Source organism: Weizmannia sp. FSL W8-0401 (assembly GCF_038009125.1).
Classification (GTDB): Bacteria; Bacillota; Bacilli; order Bacillales; family Bacillaceae_C; genus Weizmannia; species Weizmannia coagulans.
The window spans coordinates 1,757,534-1,772,868 of sequence record NZ_JBBPAG010000001.1 but is presented as its reverse complement, the minus strand read 5'-3'; the positions used below and the strand labels follow the sequence as shown (position 1 = coordinate 1,772,868).

Here is a 15,335-nt window from a genome sequence, read left to right as displayed (position 1 = left end):
GCCGGGATCCGGCAGGAAAGGGGGGAACATCATTTGGAAATTTTATTTTTAGGAACCGGCGCGGGTGTGCCTGCCAAAGCAAGAAACGTCACGTCCATTGCGCTCAAATTGCTGGAGGAACGAAATGCAATCTGGCTTTTTGACTGTGGGGAGGCAACACAACACCAGATTTTGCACACCAACATCAAACCGCGCAAAGTTGAAAAAATTTTTATCACCCACTTGCACGGCGACCATATTTTCGGGCTTCCCGGGTTTCTCGGGAGCCGGTCGTTCCAGGGCGGGAACGGTCCGCTTACCGTTTACGGCCCGAAAGGCACAAAAGCGTTTGTGGAAGTTTCCCTGAAGGTGAGCGAAACCCATCTGAAATATCCTTTGGAGATCATCGAAATTGAAGAAGGGACGGTATTTGAAGACGACCGCTTTATGGTTTGTGCCCTGCGGCTTGACCACGGGATCGAAAGCTTCGGCTACCGGATTGCCGAAAAAGACAAACCGGGCGCGCTGAATGCGGATCAATTGAAAAAAGAAGGGATCCGCCCGGGCCCTGTTTACCGGCTGCTGAAAGAAGGCCGGACGGTAACATTGGAAGACGGCCGCGTGATCAGCGGAAAAGATTATCTTGGCCCGGCGAAAAAGGGAAAGATCATTGCCATCCTTGGCGATACAAGGCCGAATGAGGCGGCAATCCGGCTCGCAGCCAATGCCGATCTTCTCATTCACGAAGCAACGTTTAACAAAGAGAGCGGGCAAATGGCGCATGATTATTTTCACTCGACGACGGCGGACGCGGCGCAAACGGCAAAGCAGGCGGGGGCAAAACGGCTGCTTCTCACCCATATCAGTGCCAGGTACGGAAAAGAAGACTGGCCGGCGCTTGAGCAGGAAGCGCAAGCATTATTCCCCGACAGCCTGCTTGTCCATGATTTGATGGAAGTGCCTGTTTTTTAAAGCAAAAAAAGCGGCTTGCCTGCCGCTTTTTTTGCTGCCGGTTATTCTCTTGCGGGGATTTCTTCTTCTGCGTTCGACAATTCATTTGCCCGCTTTGCTGCTGCTTTTACACAGTCAATGAAAGCTTGTTTGACCTCGCGTTCGTCAAGGACGCGGATCGCGGCTTCGGTGGTGCCGTTCGGGCTTGTGACGGCTTTTCGGAGCGCTTCCGGCGGTTCGGCTGAAGTTTTCAGCATTTCTGCTGCGCCGATGATCGTCTGGAGGATGAATTGTTTTGCCGTTTGTGCGTCGAGCCCGATTTCTGCAGCTGACTGCTGGAGCGCTTCGGCGATATAATAAATATACGCCGGCCCGCTCCCCGACAGCCCGGTTACGGCATCGAGCTGTTCTTCTTTTACCGCCATGGCCATGCCGACTGTCGAAAAAATGGCAAACGCCCGGTGCCGGTGCTGTTTTGTCGCGGCGGCGTTAAAGGCGATGCCGGTTGCCGACAGCCCGACTTTCGCCGATGTGTTCGGCATCGCGCGCGCAACAGGAATGTGCCGGCCAATCTTGTTTTCGATAAACGGAATCGTGATGCCGGCCGCTACCGATACCAGCAGCGTGTCCGGGGATACGAGCGGCCGGACCGATTCGAGCACATCCGGGGCGTCTTTCGGTTTTACAGCTAAGATGACCGCGTCCGGGCCTTCAAAAAGCTGGTTAAGGCCGTCTGCAGCCCGGATGCCGTATTTCTGTTCCAACGTGCGGAGCCTTTTTTTGTTCGTGCGGTTATGGGCGTGGATGTCCCCAGGTTTTACGATTCTTTTTTCAAGCATGCCGCTGATCATCGCTTCGGCCATGGACCCGGCGCCAATAAATGAGATTTTCATGCAAATACCTCCTTTCAAAGCAAAAACCCCTTCATCCGTAAAGGACGAAAGGGCATGTTCCGCGGTACCACCTTTATTGCAGGAATCCATCCTGCATCTCATTTGGTTAACGGTTTTCATCCGGTTTGGTTTTGCCAAACAGCTCACAGGCAGGTTCGGACGGGCAGCGGATGGCGGAGTCTTCCAGCCTGAGAACCCCGCTCTCTTGCATCATGCCCGGCTTACTGGTCCTGGTCACAGCCGATCGCTTATCAAAATGGTATTACTTATTATGAAGAAAAATCGGGGAGTTGTCAAGGGTGATTCCGCGAATTTTCAGATAAAAAATCCGTGCCCGGCGTGCATGCCGCAATGAACGCCGGACGGGTGTAAGCATGAAAATTAGCCGGCGCCATTTTTCAGAATAGGCATCCATGCCACGGCAAACGGCACCAGCTGAGGAAAAATGGACAAGCACAAATTTTCAGGATAGAAGGGAGAAAATGGCAACATGGCAAATAAACGGATCCGGAAGAAAACGGTCGTGATTACCGGTGCTTCCGGCGGCCTCGGGGAAAAAATCGCCTTTGCCGCCGCCAAAAACGGGGCTAACCTTGTTCTGCTCGCCAGAAGCCTTGACAAACTTGAAAAAATCAAGGCGGAGATCGAAGCAGTTTACCCGGTTTCGTGTCTGGCCGTCCGCTGTGATGTGGCGGAACACGGCAAAATTCCTGCTGTTTTTGAAACGATTTATAACCGCTGCGGCCATATTGATGTGCTCGTGAACAATGCCGGTTTCGGCGTTTTTGATGAAGTGCAGGATATCCGCATGGAGGATGTCAGGGGGATGTTTGATGTCAATGTCATCGGGCTCATTGCCTGCACCAAGGCGGTTGTCCCGCATATGCAAAAAAACCGCGCCGGCCATATTATCAATATTGCTTCCCAGGCGGCCAAAATGGCGACCCCGAAATCAAGCGTCTATGCGGCGAGCAAGTTTGCGGTGCGCGGCTTTACGGATAGCCTCCGCATGGAAATGGCGCGGTTCGGCGTCTATGTGACAGCCGTTCATCCCGGCCCGGTTGCAACCGGTTTTTTCGACATTGCCGACCGGTCCGGCACTTACCGGAAAAATATTGAAAAATGGATGCTGGATCCCGAAAAACTTGCAGAAAAAGTTACAGATACGATGCTTGTAAACCGGCGTGAAATCAATGCGCCAAAATGGATGAATGCATCCGCCGCCATCCATGGGCTTTTCCCCGGGCTTGTGGAAAGGCTCGGACGGCGGGCTTTCTTTAAAAAATAGCAGCCGGTGTGATGCGCGTTTTGGAAAAATATAGCCCCTCTGCCTGAAAAAACAATTGGCGAAAGAACGTATATTCGTTTATAATGAGGAATAGAATAAGAACTATAGTTCGTGTTGGTTGTTCAGTTTCTAAGGTAAGAGGGGTTGAAAGATGAGCCAGCGTGTGATTTTTCTCGTCGATATGCAGTCTTTTTATGCAAGTGTGGAAAAAGCCGATCATCCGGCATACAGGGATAAACCCGTAATTGTATCGGGCGATCCGGCGCGCCGGTCCGGGGTGGTGCTCGCTGCCTGCCCGCTCGCGAAAAAGCGCGGCGTGAAGAATGCGCTCCGCCTGTGGGAAGCGCAGCAGCTCTGCCCGGATGCCGTCATCGTCCGGCCGCGCATGCAGCGCTATCTCGATGTATCGGTGCAGATTTCTTCGATTCTTGCCCGCTATACGGATATGGTTGAACCGTATTCAGTTGACGAGCAGTTCATGGATGTAACGGGCAGCAGGCGGCTGTTCGGGGAGCCGCGCGAGATCGCCGCGCAAATCCAGCGGGACATCATGGAAGAAACCGGCGTGTATGCTCGCTGCGGGATCGGGCCAAACAAAGTGCTGGCGAAAATGGCGTGCGACCATTTTGCAAAGAAAAACAAAACCGGCATTTTTGAACTGGACCATCATCATCTCAAAACGCATTTATGGCCTTTGCCGGTTGGCAGGATGTTCGGTGTCGGCAGCCGGATGGAGCAGCATCTGAAGCGGCTCGGCATTTATACAATCGGCGCGCTTGCCTGCTTTCCGCTTGCCGTTTTAAAAAAACGGTGGGGGATTGGCGGCCAGGTGCTGTGGGAGACGGCAAACGGTATTGATGAGTCGCCCGTCTTGCGGGAATCGCACGCCGGGCAGAAAGCGATCGGGCATGCGATGACACTGCCGCGCGACTACGCCGATTTTGAGCATGAAATCAAAGTCGCCCTTCTTGAACTTTGCGAGGAAGTCTGTTTCCGGGCGCGTACTTCAGGTGTCATGGGCGCTTGTGTTTCGGTCGGCTGCCAGGGGGCGGATGATGCACATCCGTCCGGCTTTCACCGCCAGATGACGCTTGCGGCACCGACAAACGGGACAATGGACGTTTACCGGGCGGCATGCCGGCTGTTTCTTTCGTTTTGGGACAAAAACCCGGTCCGCCGTATCAGCGTCGGGCTGTCGCGCCTGTCGCGGGATACTATCCGGCAGCTTGATCTGTTTGAAAACAGGGAGGGGGAAAGAAAGATCGGGTATGCGGTCGACCGTATCAAGCAGAAATACGGTTCCGGCGCCGTCATCCGCGCCGTGTCGCTGCTTGAGGCCGGTCAGGCGCTTGAACGTGCCAAAAAGATAGGAGGGCATTACAAATGAGCGGCCGCTTGCAGCGCGGCAACAAACTTTGGGAAGGGTCACGCATGTTTTTGCCCGAGCATAAGCAGGCGCTTTTAAAATGGCAGAAAGAACAGGAGAAACAGGCAAAACCCGAACTCGATGAGCAGCAGCTTGAAGAGATGAACCGCATGCTCGTATCTGCCTGCCGGCTGCACGTGCCGGTTACGGTCCGTTTCTTTGAAGCGGGGGATTTTCTTACAGCCACCGGTACCATTACAAAATTCCAGCCGCTTGAAAAAAGGCTGGAGCTGGCAGGGGAGACAGGGGAGCGGATATCGATCAAACTTTCCGCGGTGACGGAAGTGGAGCAGGCATGAAAAAAACCGGCAAGCCTGAAAAGGCCTGCCGGGCGGATTGTTTTCGTACGGGCGATGCAGGGAAATGCGGCAAAAAGCAGCATTCCATGAAACAGCATCCGTCCGTTTTTTGTGGATTACCGTTTTCTTGCTTGAATGAGCGCCTGCTGCACGACCCAGTTTTCGGGAAACGGATTGCCGAGCACCCAGTAGCTGATTCCGCGCAGCCCGTATTCGTTCAGCAAATTGATTTTTGCCCGCATGCTGCGCGCGTCTTCAAACCAGACTTCATGCTGCTGGCCTGATGCATCGGTGTAACGGAAATAAGGCGCCTGGTCGGTCGGGTGGTAGCGGATGTCAGCCCCGTACCGTGCCGCCAGGGAAACAGCTTCCTGCGGGCTGATCGTACGCGCCGTTGTGCCTGCGCGCCACGGGATTCTCCAGTCGCGCCCGTAAAGCGGCGCCCCCATCATGATTTTATTCCGCGGAATGACGGTAACGGCATAGTCAAGGACACGCCTCACTTCAGGAATCGGGGCGATGGCACGCGGCCTGCCGCCGGCCCATCCCCATTCATACGTCATCAAAATAACAAAATCAACGATCGCCCCGTGTGCGCCGTAATCGTGGGCTTCGTAAAGCAGCCCCGGCTGCGTGCCGGAAATTTTCGGCGCAAGCGCAGTCGAGACGAGCAGGCCTTCCGGGCGGAACCGGCGGACGACGCGCCTGAGAAACGCCGTATAACGGTCGCGGTCTTCCGGATACACGTATTCAAAATCAAAATTGATGCCCCTGTACCCTTTTTGCCGCATCGTGGCGAGAAGATTGCTGATCAAAGTTTCCTGCAATGTTTCATTGCGAAGCAGCCGGGCAGCCAGATCGGAGCTGAATCCTTCCGAAGTGAAATTGGCCAGGATTAAAAGTGGAAGGACGCCGTTTGCTTCCGCTGCCTGAAGGACGGAGCGGTCGTTGAGCGGCGTCAGGCTGCCGTCTTCGCGGAATGTATAGCGGAAAGGGGACAAGTACGTAAAATACAGCCCGAGCTGGTAAACTTCGGCGGTGCCCGCAGCGCCGAACCTGGTTGTATAGGCATTGACTTCTTTTACAGGGCGGCCGGGTGCGGGCACACGCAGCACCTGGCCAGCGGAAAGAGCCGTGCCGGGCAGCCGGTTCGCCTGGATAATGGCCCCCATGTCCGCCCCGTAAGTACGGGCAATGCTGTATAAAGTTTCACCTTGTGTTACCGTATGGTTCCGGTAGGGGATAAAAAGCACCTGCCCCGGAAAAAGCAAGGCGGGGTTGCGGAGCTGGTTGGCGTTTATAAGCGCTTGTGCCGGAACGCCGAGGCGTGCGGCAATCGTGCCGAGCTGGTCCCCTTCCTGGACGATGTACTGAAAGAACCGGTCAGGAACGGCAAGCGCCTGGCCGGGGACGAGCGGGGATGATGCAGTCAGCCCGTTTGCCAAAAAAAGCTGGGCAAGATCGGCATCGAGGCAGTTTGCAATCCGCCAAAGGGTATCGCCTTGCTGTACGGTATAGATTTCCATCATAGACACTCCCTGTTTTGATAGGCTCCTATACCATATTCAGCCACATGGGCGGACGTTCGCAAAAAAATGGCATTAAAGCTTACGGGGCGCCGCCATTTTTTCAAGAAATTCATCAATCGCCTGTTCATACTGTTCGCGGTTTAAGTTGAGCGACTGGGCGTGGGCGCCGTTTTCGGCAATAAACAGCTGCTTCGGCCCTTTTTTCTTTTCATACAGCGCTTTGGTCATCGCGGGCGGAATGTAGTCGTCCTTGGCGCTGTGGATAAAGAGGACCGGCTGTTTGATCCGGCCGACTACATCAATCGGCGACACACGGCGGAGTGAGTAGCCGTCACGGATGCGGACAAAAAAATCGGCAAGCGGAAAAAAACATTTTCCGGGAAGCCGCGTTTCCCGCGTAAATTCCCGGATCAATTGCGCCCGGAACGAGGAAAACGGGCAGTCGGCGATGTAAAAATCGGCGCGGCCGCAAAGCTCGCCGGCATACAGTAGGAGCGTGGCGGCGCCCATCGATTCGCCGTGGATCCCGAAAAAGATGCCGTCCCCTTCGCGCCGGATCAGTTCATCCGCTACCGCTTTTAAGTCATGCTTTTCATAGTATCCGTAGCTCGTTGTACTGCCCCCGGATTCCCCGTGGCGGCGGTGGTCATAGAGGACAGCGTTAAAGCCCCGTTTCAAGAACAGGTTCATATATTTAACGGAATTCATTTTGTTTTCCGTTACGCCATGGCAAAAAATCATCCATTTTTTCGACTCGGGAAACGGCTTTACAAAAACCGATTTGAGTTTGTAACCGAATGGGGACGGAATAAACACTTCTTCTTTCGGCAATGCTTCGTACGCTTTAAGATCCAGCCTTTTCGCTGCCGCTTCCCGGCTTATGACAAGGCTGTCCTCTTTTTTTCGGATATGCATTACCCGCTCTGACATGTAAAAGCCGATCCCGCCTGCAGCAAGCGCTGCTGCCGTGGCGGGCAGGGAGAACCACTTTTTCATCAAAATCCTCCTCTAATATGATGGTAATGTTAGAATTCAAACAAATGTTATATAACTTAACACAAAATAAATATAAAATATAACCCACTTTTTGTCAATACTAAATTTTCTGAAATATAAAGCTGTAGTTCAGATTATTTCTCCCATTTTCGGTGGTTTTGACATTATGTTCTTAACACGATATGTTAAATTTTTTAACAATGAATAAAGAAATAGGATTATAGAGGAAATAATGGAACTTTGTTTTTTCACAACGTTTGAAATGGAAGATTTGGGGATTAGAGAGTGCAGATATAAGTATTGAAAAAGGACATGTGAACAATATATGGGGCATTTCGGCATTTTAAAGACCTAAAGAATAGAAAATATTTGTCACCAATCACTTTTGAATTGAACAAAGCAGGCAAGAATGAATCCATAAATTCTTGCCTGCTCCTTCGATAAATGGTGTCCAATCCCACATGTGTCATTCTCTGATTCAATTCAATTGATGTTTCATCCGAATCTTCTCTTTATTAAGAATGTAGCCCCAGTGATTGGAGGCGACGATGTTTAAATGATTCGAAGCGGCCAATTGTTTTGTATAAAACTTTTTTTTCACTAAAAGCAAGGCTCTATCATTTTTTAAGAAGGCATGAAAATCTCCGCCTTGCACTTTCAAATCATTCACTAATTCAGCCGTTAGAACCGCACTTTGAGCCCATACCGCCTTATGTCTTTTTGGATGGTATTTAAATAAGCTGTAGCCCCTTACTCCATCCAATGACTTCGTTTTTTCAATCAAACTTAATTGATCATTCGGTATGGGGTTGTTGACATACATTAGAATTTCCCCTTCATAATAATGAGCAACAAAAAGAATGGTCGATAAAAGAACTATTTTGACCAACCATTTACCTTTCAACAAAATTCTGCTGGCCAAAATCCCTATCATGATGGCTAGCGGAGGATAAACAGGCAAAATATACCATCTTATCTTCGTTTTAGCTAACGTATACAGGGTGAAAGGAACAATCACCCATAAACAGAGCCCTATTATATAAGATCGTTTTTCATGCTTGAATAGATTAATCGAAAGATTTTGATGAAAATGATAGACTAAAATCATTCCCAATAAAACAGCGAACCACAAAAAGTAAAAATGGGATAATATGACTCCATAGTAAGATTCATCGCCTACATGACCTTCAATGGTAACCGTTGATCTATGCAGCAAGTCATACGAAATCATATTTTGGAAAAAAGCAAAGCCGTCATATTGATATCGCATAACCGCCCAAATCAAAATGGGCACGATCATGCACAAACATAACATCATCCATTTTTTAAAGGATAATTTTTTGTATTTTCCAGTAATAAAGAGGTACAATCCCATAATGACGGCTATATTCCCTGCATGCCAACTTTTTGTTAAAAAAGCCAAAGCAAAGGCCAGTCCCGATACATACAGCCAATAATCCTTTTTCTCGCTAAGCAACAAAGACAGAATAGCCACTGTAAATAAAAAGACATAAAGAGAATCTGCGTCACCGGTTCGTGCACTATGATTGATTAAAAATTGAGTGCTTGTCGACAATGTTAGCATCGATAATAAGGAAGCTGCATTTCCGAAATTCTTTTTCACAAAAATGCCCACGATGATAATCGTCAACATAGCACAAATGCCTGAGATTAATCTTAATCCTAAAGCATTGAATCCCGCCGTTTTATAGCCAAACATGATGGCCCAATAACTAAGAGGCGGTTTTAAATTCCAATAATCCATCTTATAACGATAAGTATTGACGATAAAATTTCCTTGTCTTAACATCTCATAAGCATTTACTCCGTGTCTTGCTTCATCCCAACTATAAATAGGAAATTTACCTAAATTGAAAAAGATATTATAGCAAGCAACAGATAACAAAATCAGAGCCAGCAAAAAATAAATGACGTTTCCTTTTCGATCTGACCAGTACATAACCCAAACTCCTCATATTTGTTTTTTGCAAGAAAAAAGTGTAGAGTATTGCAGTATATAAATTCGTTTATACCGCATAAAAATTCAATCTGAATTCTCGCTATTAAGGGCTTGACATGGAGCCTCTGCAGCCATGATTCTTTTGCCAAGCGGCCAGCTGTAACAGATTTGGCAAACCTAAACAGGTTATCATGGCTATCCCTCCATGTCAAGCCCCTCTGCATAACCATTTGCATAGAAATTTTGCACATCTCTGCACTTTAATTTTGCAATAAACACATATTGAAGTAAAAAAGGATGCCGGATGCGTTTTAATAAGCGGAAAGAGAAACCGGCGCAAGTTTCCGGTTGCGCCGGTTTATTTTCAGGCTCCTGCCGCTTTTCCGGATGGATCTTTTTTTGAAAGCGGAAACGGGCTTTCCGGCCGGTTTGTCCTGCTTTGCCCGTCCCGGTCAGGACGCCCCGGCATCCGGCCCTTTCAGGTTCATCAGTTTTTGTTTCAGTTCGTTTTCCATCGTCGCCAGTTCCTGTTCGGCCTGGAACCGCCGGCTTCTTCCTTCCTGCTGGATGCGCAGCGTTTCTTCGAGCGTTGAAATCAGGCTTTCCTGCGTTTTTTTCAACGTTTCAATGTCGACAAGGCCACGCTCATTTTCCTGTGCCGTTTCGATCGTGTTCGATTTCAGCATTTCGGCGTTGCGCAACAGCAGTTCATTGGTCGTTTTGGACACCTGTTTTTGCGCTTCGACCGCATGGCGCTGGCGGATGAGCGTCAGCGCAATCGCAATCTGGTTTTTCCATAGCGGGATCGCCGTCATAATAGAAGACTGGATTTTTTCAGCCAGCGTCTGGTTTGTGTTTTGAATCAGCCGGATTTGCGGCGCGCTCTGGATCGTGATTTGCCGGCTTAATTTTAAGTCGTGCAGCCGTTTTTCAAGCCGGTCGGCAAACTGGATCATGTCGTTGACTTCCTGGAAGGCCATCTGGTCGCCGGTTGCCTCCGCTTTTTTCTTCATTTCAGGAATCGTTTTTGTGTTCAGTTCCTCAAGCTTCAGTTCGCCGGCTGCAATATAAATATTAAGTGCATGGAAATAATCTTTGTTTTTTTCATACAGCTGTTCGAGCAGCTGGATATCTTTCAGCAATGTCTTTTTCGAGAGGTCGAGCTTTACGCTGATGCGGTCGATCTGCGCGCTCGTTTTCTGGTATTTTGAAAGCAGTTCCTGCACCGAATTGGAAATTTTTCCGAACATGCGCGAAAAGAAGTTTTTCTTTTCCGGGGCGAGTTCTTCGGGATTCACCTGCTCAAGTTTTTTCATCAGGTCATTTAATATATCGCCGATTTCCCCGATATCTTTTTTTTGGACCTGGTCAAGCATGGCATGCGAGAAATTCAGCAGCTTCGATTGCGCCTGCGTGCCATATAAAATGACGGCCTGGTGATTGGCCGGGTCAATTTGTTTTGCGAGTTCGTATGCCTTTTGCCTGTTTTCCTCCGGCAGCATATCCACAAGGCGGGACGGTTTTGCTCCGGCAGCAGGCTCTGTTTTCTGCCCTTCTTCCGGCAGCATGTCGTCACGCGCGCCGAACGGATCGGCAAGCAGATCATCCAGCCCGCCGCTTGTTGGTTCCTGCCAAAGTTCTTTATCTGCTGTCACTTTTTTGCACTCCTTTCATGCCTGGAAGGGGATTTGCGTTCGATCGTGTGCCTGGCGTATGCCAGTTCGTAATCGAGCTCGTCCATATCCGTTGAAAGCATATGGTACAGATCTTTCTCTGTTTCACGTCCCAATTGCTTTAACGTTTCTTCCGTTTCCCGGATTTGCACGGCCATTTCTTTGTTTTTCACAGGCTGGGATTGCAGGAGGGCATATTTTTCCGCAAGCTCCGCCATCGAATCCAAATGGTAAAAATAAAAGGATTCAGCCTGATAGAAACGTTTCGGCTCTTTTTTGACCAGTGCCTGTATTTTCCTGATGACTTTATTCATATCATAAAAAAGTTTGAACGTGCTGATTGAACGGACGGATAAAAAAGTTTTTTGCAGCCGCCTGATTTTTTCGTCCGCTTCTTTCAGGTTTTTCCGGATATACTGATAATCTTTCCGCGTCAGCTGCTGCGCTTTCAGAAAACGCCGGAACATCTGCCACTTCACAAGCCGGTTGATCAGAAAGCCGCCGGCAAGCGAAAGCAAAAGCGACAGCCAGAACAGATGGCCGGATGAAAAATAAATGGCGAGAAAGAGAAGAAAAACGCTGAGAATGGTCATCACGGTGCGAATCACCGTACCAATAAAGAATTTCATCATCGACACCCCTGATCACGATCTTGGTTGATTCGGCCATAAGTCTTATACGAAAAGCAGCCCCGGAAGGATTCAAAAACCTTGCAAATTTCTTCTTTAACGCTACTATACCAGAGATACCGCATTGATTTAAAGAGAGAAACCAGCATCCGGAAAAATTTTTCAGCCCGGGAAAGCCCGGTTTCCCTATGAACGGACCGCCTGATGGATGATGAAGCGCCGGTAAATGTATTATAATGAAAAAAGAAGATGGAAGAAGGGAGGTGAAAGCGGTTTGCAAAATGCCTCCGGCTGCATTTGCGGCATGCGGGCTTTGCAAACGGCGGAAAATGGCAAAAAAGAGACAGGCGCAACAAAAAGGAAAACAGGATGAGAAAGTGCGGCTGGAGGATGCGCTGCAAAAAGATGTGCTCGAAAAATTGAGGCAGGCAAAGCAGGAACTTGCAGCAGCGGAAGCAGAAAAAAAGAGGGCGGAAGAAGAACGGAAAAGAAAAGAACGGAAGCAGCGCGAGCGGAACAAATCGTTTGCGGAACTACTGGAAGAATCCGATTTGGATTGGAAACGATATAAAGGCTAAAAAAGATGGCAATAGGACAGGCAGTCGCTTTCACGCAACTGCCTGTCCTATTTATGACGCCCTGATTTTCATTTGCCGTATGCAAGGAAATTCTTCCTTTGTACGGGGAAAACGGATGATTTCCGGCATAACCAAGAAAGAATGGCCGGGACATGGTAAATAAGTAAACAGAAAAAAGCAAAGAACGCGATGCATTCTTTGCCGAAAACAGATTACCGGTGCGCCTCGTACCGGTTTTGCTTGGTGAGTTCGCGCAGAAGCCGGTGCTCATCCGGTGTAAGCGGCGCAGCGTTTACGGCTTTTGCATTGGCCCGCACCTGGTCCGGGGAACTGGCGCCGGCAACCACGGCGGCAACCGGAGGGCAGGCGAGATCATATTGGAGCGCAAGTTCAAGCATCGTGCGTCCGCCGGTTAAAAGCGTATTTTTAATCTTCTCAAGAAGGGCGGCGATTTCTTCATGGCGGTAATCAAGATAGCCGCCTGCCGGAATCTTTTCCGCCAGGCCGCTTAAAATTCCTTTTGCGACCGGGCCTCTTGCGACAATACTGATGCCGTTTTCGCCCAAAAGCGTCGTGATTGCCTCTTCCGGCCGCCGGTCAAGCAGGCTGTACTGCATCATGACGCTTGTGATGGATGACTTTTTCACATATTCGCGGATGACGTTCGGGCGGATGGAAGAAATGCCGTAAGCGCGGATGACGCCTTCCGCCTTTAATTCCTCGAACGCTTCGATCGTTTCGTCTATCGGGTCTTCGATCGTGCCGCCGTGCAGCTGGTACAAATCGATATAGTCCGTGCCGAGGCGTTTCAGACTTTGTTTTGCCGCTTCTTTTATGTATGCTTTGGAAGCATCCCAGCGCCACGTTTTGCCGTCTTCATTCCAGCGGTTTCCGGCTTTTGTGGCAATGACCACTTCGCTGCGCACAGGTTTAAGCGCTTCTGCGACTAGTTTTTCATTCACCCCGTGATCATAAAGGTCGGCCGTGTCAAAATAGTTGATGCCTGCTTCAAGCGCGGCTTCAATCACAGCCCGCGCTTTTTCCGGATCCGTGCCGAGTGACATGCAGCCGAGCCCGAGCTTTGAAACATATAAATCTGAATTTCCCAACCGGTTTTTTTCCATGTTTTCCTGCCTCCTTTTTTTTATTGTATAAAAGGGGCGGGGGAAAATACAAACGTGGGGACAGAACCTTTAGGAGGAAGCTGTTTTTGCAACCCATTCGGCGACCGTTTCATATTTTTTGCGGTATGTTTTCAACCTGTCGCGAATTTCCCATGCTTTTCCCTTCATAAGGATGCCTTTCGGATGGACAATGATGATCATGAAGCTTTCCCTCCCGGAACAGTCTGTTTTTTATGGTAAAATATATGCGTCAGTTTCAGATGAAGAACAAAAGGAGCCGGGTAACATGCATAAATACGAAGAGAGAACATTGAAGACGGAAGAAATTTTCAACGGCAAAATTTTGCACGTGCAAGTCCTGGAGGTTGAACTGCCGGACGGAAAAACGTCGAAACGCGAGGTTATCAAGCACCCCGGCGCCGTCTGTGTGCTTGCGGTCACAAATGAGCATAAAGTGGTGATGGTGGAACAATACCGGAAAGCGGCTGAACGTGCGCTCATTGAAATTCCGGCGGGGAAGCTCGAGCCGGGGGAAGATCCGCTTGAAGCGGCAAAACGAGAACTGGAGGAAGAAACCGGTTATGCCTGCGCAAAATTAGAACCGGTAACCGCTTTTTATACGTCACCGGGCTTTGCGGACGAATATATCCACCTTTATGCCGGAACCGGCCTTGAAAAGCTTTCCGATCCAAAAGCGGGCGATGATGATGAATTTGTCGATATTTTGGAACTGGGCATGGATGAAGCCAGGGAAATGATCCGGTCAGGGAAAATATGCGACGCCAAAACATTGGTTGCCCTCCAGCACTGGATGCTTGAAGAGGCGCGAAAATGAGTGCCGGCCCGTACTTTGCAGATTTGCACATCCACATCGGGCGCACGGAAACGGGCAGGCCTGTTAAAATTACGGGGGCAAAAAGCCTGACGCTTGAAAATATATTAAAGGCAGCCAAACAGCCGAAAGGGCTCGATCTCATCGGGGTGATCGACTGCCATGTCCCGGAAGTCAGGGAAGAAATGAAGGCGCTTCTTGCAGCCGGCGAACTGGTGCAGCTTGATGAAGGCGGCCTTCTCTACCAGGGCGAAGTCACGCTGATTCCCGGGATTGAAATGGAAGTGTATGATGAAAACTGCCGCGGGCCGGTCCATCTGCTCAGCTATTTTCCGGATATGGACGCACTCGGCAAGTTTTCCGAATGGTATGGCGGGCGCGTGTCCAATCCGCATTTAAGCACACAGCGGGTCCGCGCAGAGGCCCGGAAAGTGCAGGAAAAAACGAAAGAACTCTCCGGGATGTTTATTCCCGCCCATGTGTTTACTCCCTTTAAGAGCCTTTATGGAAAAGGTGTGGAACGGTCGCTAACAGAAGTGCTAGATCCGGATCTGATAGATGCTGTGGAACTGGGGTTAAGTTCTGATACCGCCATGGCTGATAAAATCAGCGAGCTGCACCGCTATCCGTTCGTGACAAATTCAGACGCCCACTCCCTCGGCAAAATGGCCAGGGAATACCAAAAATTGCTGCTGGAATCGCCGGGGTTTACAGGGCTGTTAAAAGCTTTGCGCGGCGAAGGAGAAAACCGGATTGCCGCCAATTACGGCTTAAACCCGAAACTCGGGAAATATTATACAACGACGTGCGCCAAATGCCGGAACCCTGTTTCAAACGGCCCATGCTTGCATTGCGGGTCGCACTTGAAAACAAAAGGTGTCTCGGAAAGAATAGAAGAGCTGGCAGACGCCCATTCGCATCCTGCCCGGCCGCCCTACATCCACCAGGTACCGCTTGATTTTTTGCCGGGGCTCGGCCCGAAAACGATGGGCAGGCTGCTGAGCCATTTCGGGACGGAGATGAATATTTTGCACCGGGTGCCGGCATCCGCCCTGAAAAGCGTTGTAAAACCGCCGCTTTCGGAACTGATCTTAAAACAGCGTTCCGGGGGATTGGCGTTTGAGGCCGGCGGGGGCGGAAAATATGGCAGGGTAAAGAATCCAAAGCCGGAATAGTTT

At 49.8% G+C, this 15,335-nt stretch carries 15 protein-coding genes; 7 read left to right on the top strand and 8 right to left on the bottom strand.

Annotated elements, in window-relative coordinates; all coding sequences use genetic code 11:
• Positions 1–33: 33 nt before the first annotated feature.
• Positions 34–951 carry a ribonuclease Z gene (gene rnz, locus NSU00_RS08570; protein WP_340702692.1) on the top strand — a complete coding sequence of 306 codons (918 nt, stop codon included), beginning with the start codon at positions 34–36 and terminating at the stop codon, positions 949–951.
• Between the two features lie 41 nt (positions 952–992).
• Here the strand turns inward: rnz and proC are convergent, their stop codons facing one another.
• Complete coding sequence (proC, locus tag NSU00_RS08565; protein ID WP_340702691.1) at positions 993–1,823, bottom strand: pyrroline-5-carboxylate reductase; 831 nt, start codon at positions 1,821–1,823, stop codon at positions 993–995.
• Between the two features lie 490 nt (positions 1,824–2,313).
• Here proC and NSU00_RS08560 point away from each other — a divergent pair, with 490 nt between their 5' ends.
• The 3 genes from NSU00_RS08560 (at position 2,314) to NSU00_RS08550 (ending at position 4,836) form a co-directional block, all read left to right on the top strand.
• A complete protein-coding gene (locus NSU00_RS08560; protein WP_017553634.1) occupies positions 2,314–3,111 on the top strand; it encodes an SDR family NAD(P)-dependent oxidoreductase in 798 nt (265 codons plus the stop codon).
• Positions 3,112–3,262: 151 nt separating this feature from the next.
• Complete coding sequence (locus tag NSU00_RS08555) at positions 3,263–4,498, top strand: DNA polymerase IV (protein ID WP_013859577.1); 1,236 nt, start codon at positions 3,263–3,265, stop codon at positions 4,496–4,498.
• Positions 4,495–4,836 carry a YolD-like family protein gene (locus NSU00_RS08550; protein WP_013859576.1) on the top strand — a complete coding sequence of 114 codons (342 nt, stop codon included), beginning with the start codon at positions 4,495–4,497 and terminating at the stop codon, positions 4,834–4,836. The genes NSU00_RS08555 and NSU00_RS08550 overlap by 4 nt, the downstream gene beginning before the upstream one ends.
• 116 nt (positions 4,837–4,952) lie before the next feature.
• On the opposite strand, the gene NSU00_RS08545 is transcribed toward NSU00_RS08550, so the two are convergent.
• The 5 genes from NSU00_RS08545 to NSU00_RS08525 all read right to left on the bottom strand — a co-directional run bounded on the left by NSU00_RS08545 (position 4,953) and on the right by NSU00_RS08525 (position 11,623).
• Positions 4,953–6,362, bottom strand: a complete 1,410-nt coding sequence (locus NSU00_RS08545) for a LysM peptidoglycan-binding domain-containing protein (protein ID WP_340702690.1) — start codon at positions 6,360–6,362, stop codon at positions 4,953–4,955.
• A 75-nt stretch (positions 6,363–6,437) separates the two neighbouring features.
• Positions 6,438–7,361 (bottom strand): alpha/beta hydrolase, encoded by a 924-nt coding sequence (locus NSU00_RS08540; RefSeq protein ID WP_013859574.1) that lies wholly within the window; start codon positions 7,359–7,361, stop codon positions 6,438–6,440.
• Between the two features lie 478 nt (positions 7,362–7,839).
• The gene (locus NSU00_RS08535; RefSeq protein WP_340702689.1) at positions 7,840–9,321 is read right to left on the bottom strand and encodes an ArnT family glycosyltransferase; all 1,482 of its coding nucleotides are present in this window, start codon (positions 9,319–9,321) and stop codon (positions 7,840–7,842) included.
• A gap of 452 nt (positions 9,322–9,773) precedes the next feature.
• Positions 9,774–10,976 carry a toxic anion resistance protein gene (locus tag NSU00_RS08530; RefSeq protein WP_340702688.1) on the bottom strand — a complete coding sequence of 401 codons (1,203 nt, stop codon included), beginning with the start codon at positions 10,974–10,976 and terminating at the stop codon, positions 9,774–9,776.
• Positions 10,973–11,623 carry a 5-bromo-4-chloroindolyl phosphate hydrolysis family protein gene (locus NSU00_RS08525; RefSeq protein WP_017553629.1) on the bottom strand — a complete coding sequence of 217 codons (651 nt, stop codon included), beginning with the start codon at positions 11,621–11,623 and terminating at the stop codon, positions 10,973–10,975. The genes NSU00_RS08530 and NSU00_RS08525 overlap by 4 nt, the downstream gene beginning before the upstream one ends.
• A gap of 236 nt (positions 11,624–11,859) precedes the next feature.
• Between NSU00_RS08525 and NSU00_RS08520 the strand changes: the two genes are divergently transcribed.
• The gene (locus NSU00_RS08520; protein WP_327076748.1) at positions 11,860–12,201 is read left to right on the top strand and encodes a YqkE family protein; all 342 of its coding nucleotides are present in this window, start codon (positions 11,860–11,862) and stop codon (positions 12,199–12,201) included.
• 212 nt (positions 12,202–12,413) lie between these two features.
• On the opposite strand, the gene NSU00_RS08515 is transcribed toward NSU00_RS08520, so the two are convergent.
• Together NSU00_RS08515 and mciZ are read right to left on the bottom strand one after the other, a co-directional pair.
• Positions 12,414–13,325, bottom strand: a complete 912-nt coding sequence (locus NSU00_RS08515) for an aldo/keto reductase (protein WP_013859570.1) — start codon at positions 13,323–13,325, stop codon at positions 12,414–12,416.
• Positions 13,326–13,394: 69 nt separating this feature from the next.
• Positions 13,395–13,526, bottom strand: a complete 132-nt coding sequence (gene mciZ, locus NSU00_RS08510) for a Z-ring formation inhibitor MciZ (RefSeq protein ID WP_013859569.1) — start codon at positions 13,524–13,526, stop codon at positions 13,395–13,397.
• 85 nt (positions 13,527–13,611) lie between these two features.
• On the opposite strand from mciZ, the gene NSU00_RS08505 reads away from it, so the two are divergent.
• Complete coding sequence (locus NSU00_RS08505) at positions 13,612–14,160, top strand: NUDIX hydrolase (protein WP_061566879.1); 549 nt, start codon at positions 13,612–13,614, stop codon at positions 14,158–14,160.
• On the top strand, positions 14,157–15,332 hold the full coding sequence (locus NSU00_RS08500) for an endonuclease Q family protein (RefSeq protein ID WP_340702687.1): 1,176 nt from the start codon (positions 14,157–14,159) through the stop codon (positions 15,330–15,332). The genes NSU00_RS08505 and NSU00_RS08500 overlap by 4 nt, the downstream gene beginning before the upstream one ends.
• The last annotated feature ends 3 nt before the right edge of the window (positions 15,333–15,335 follow it).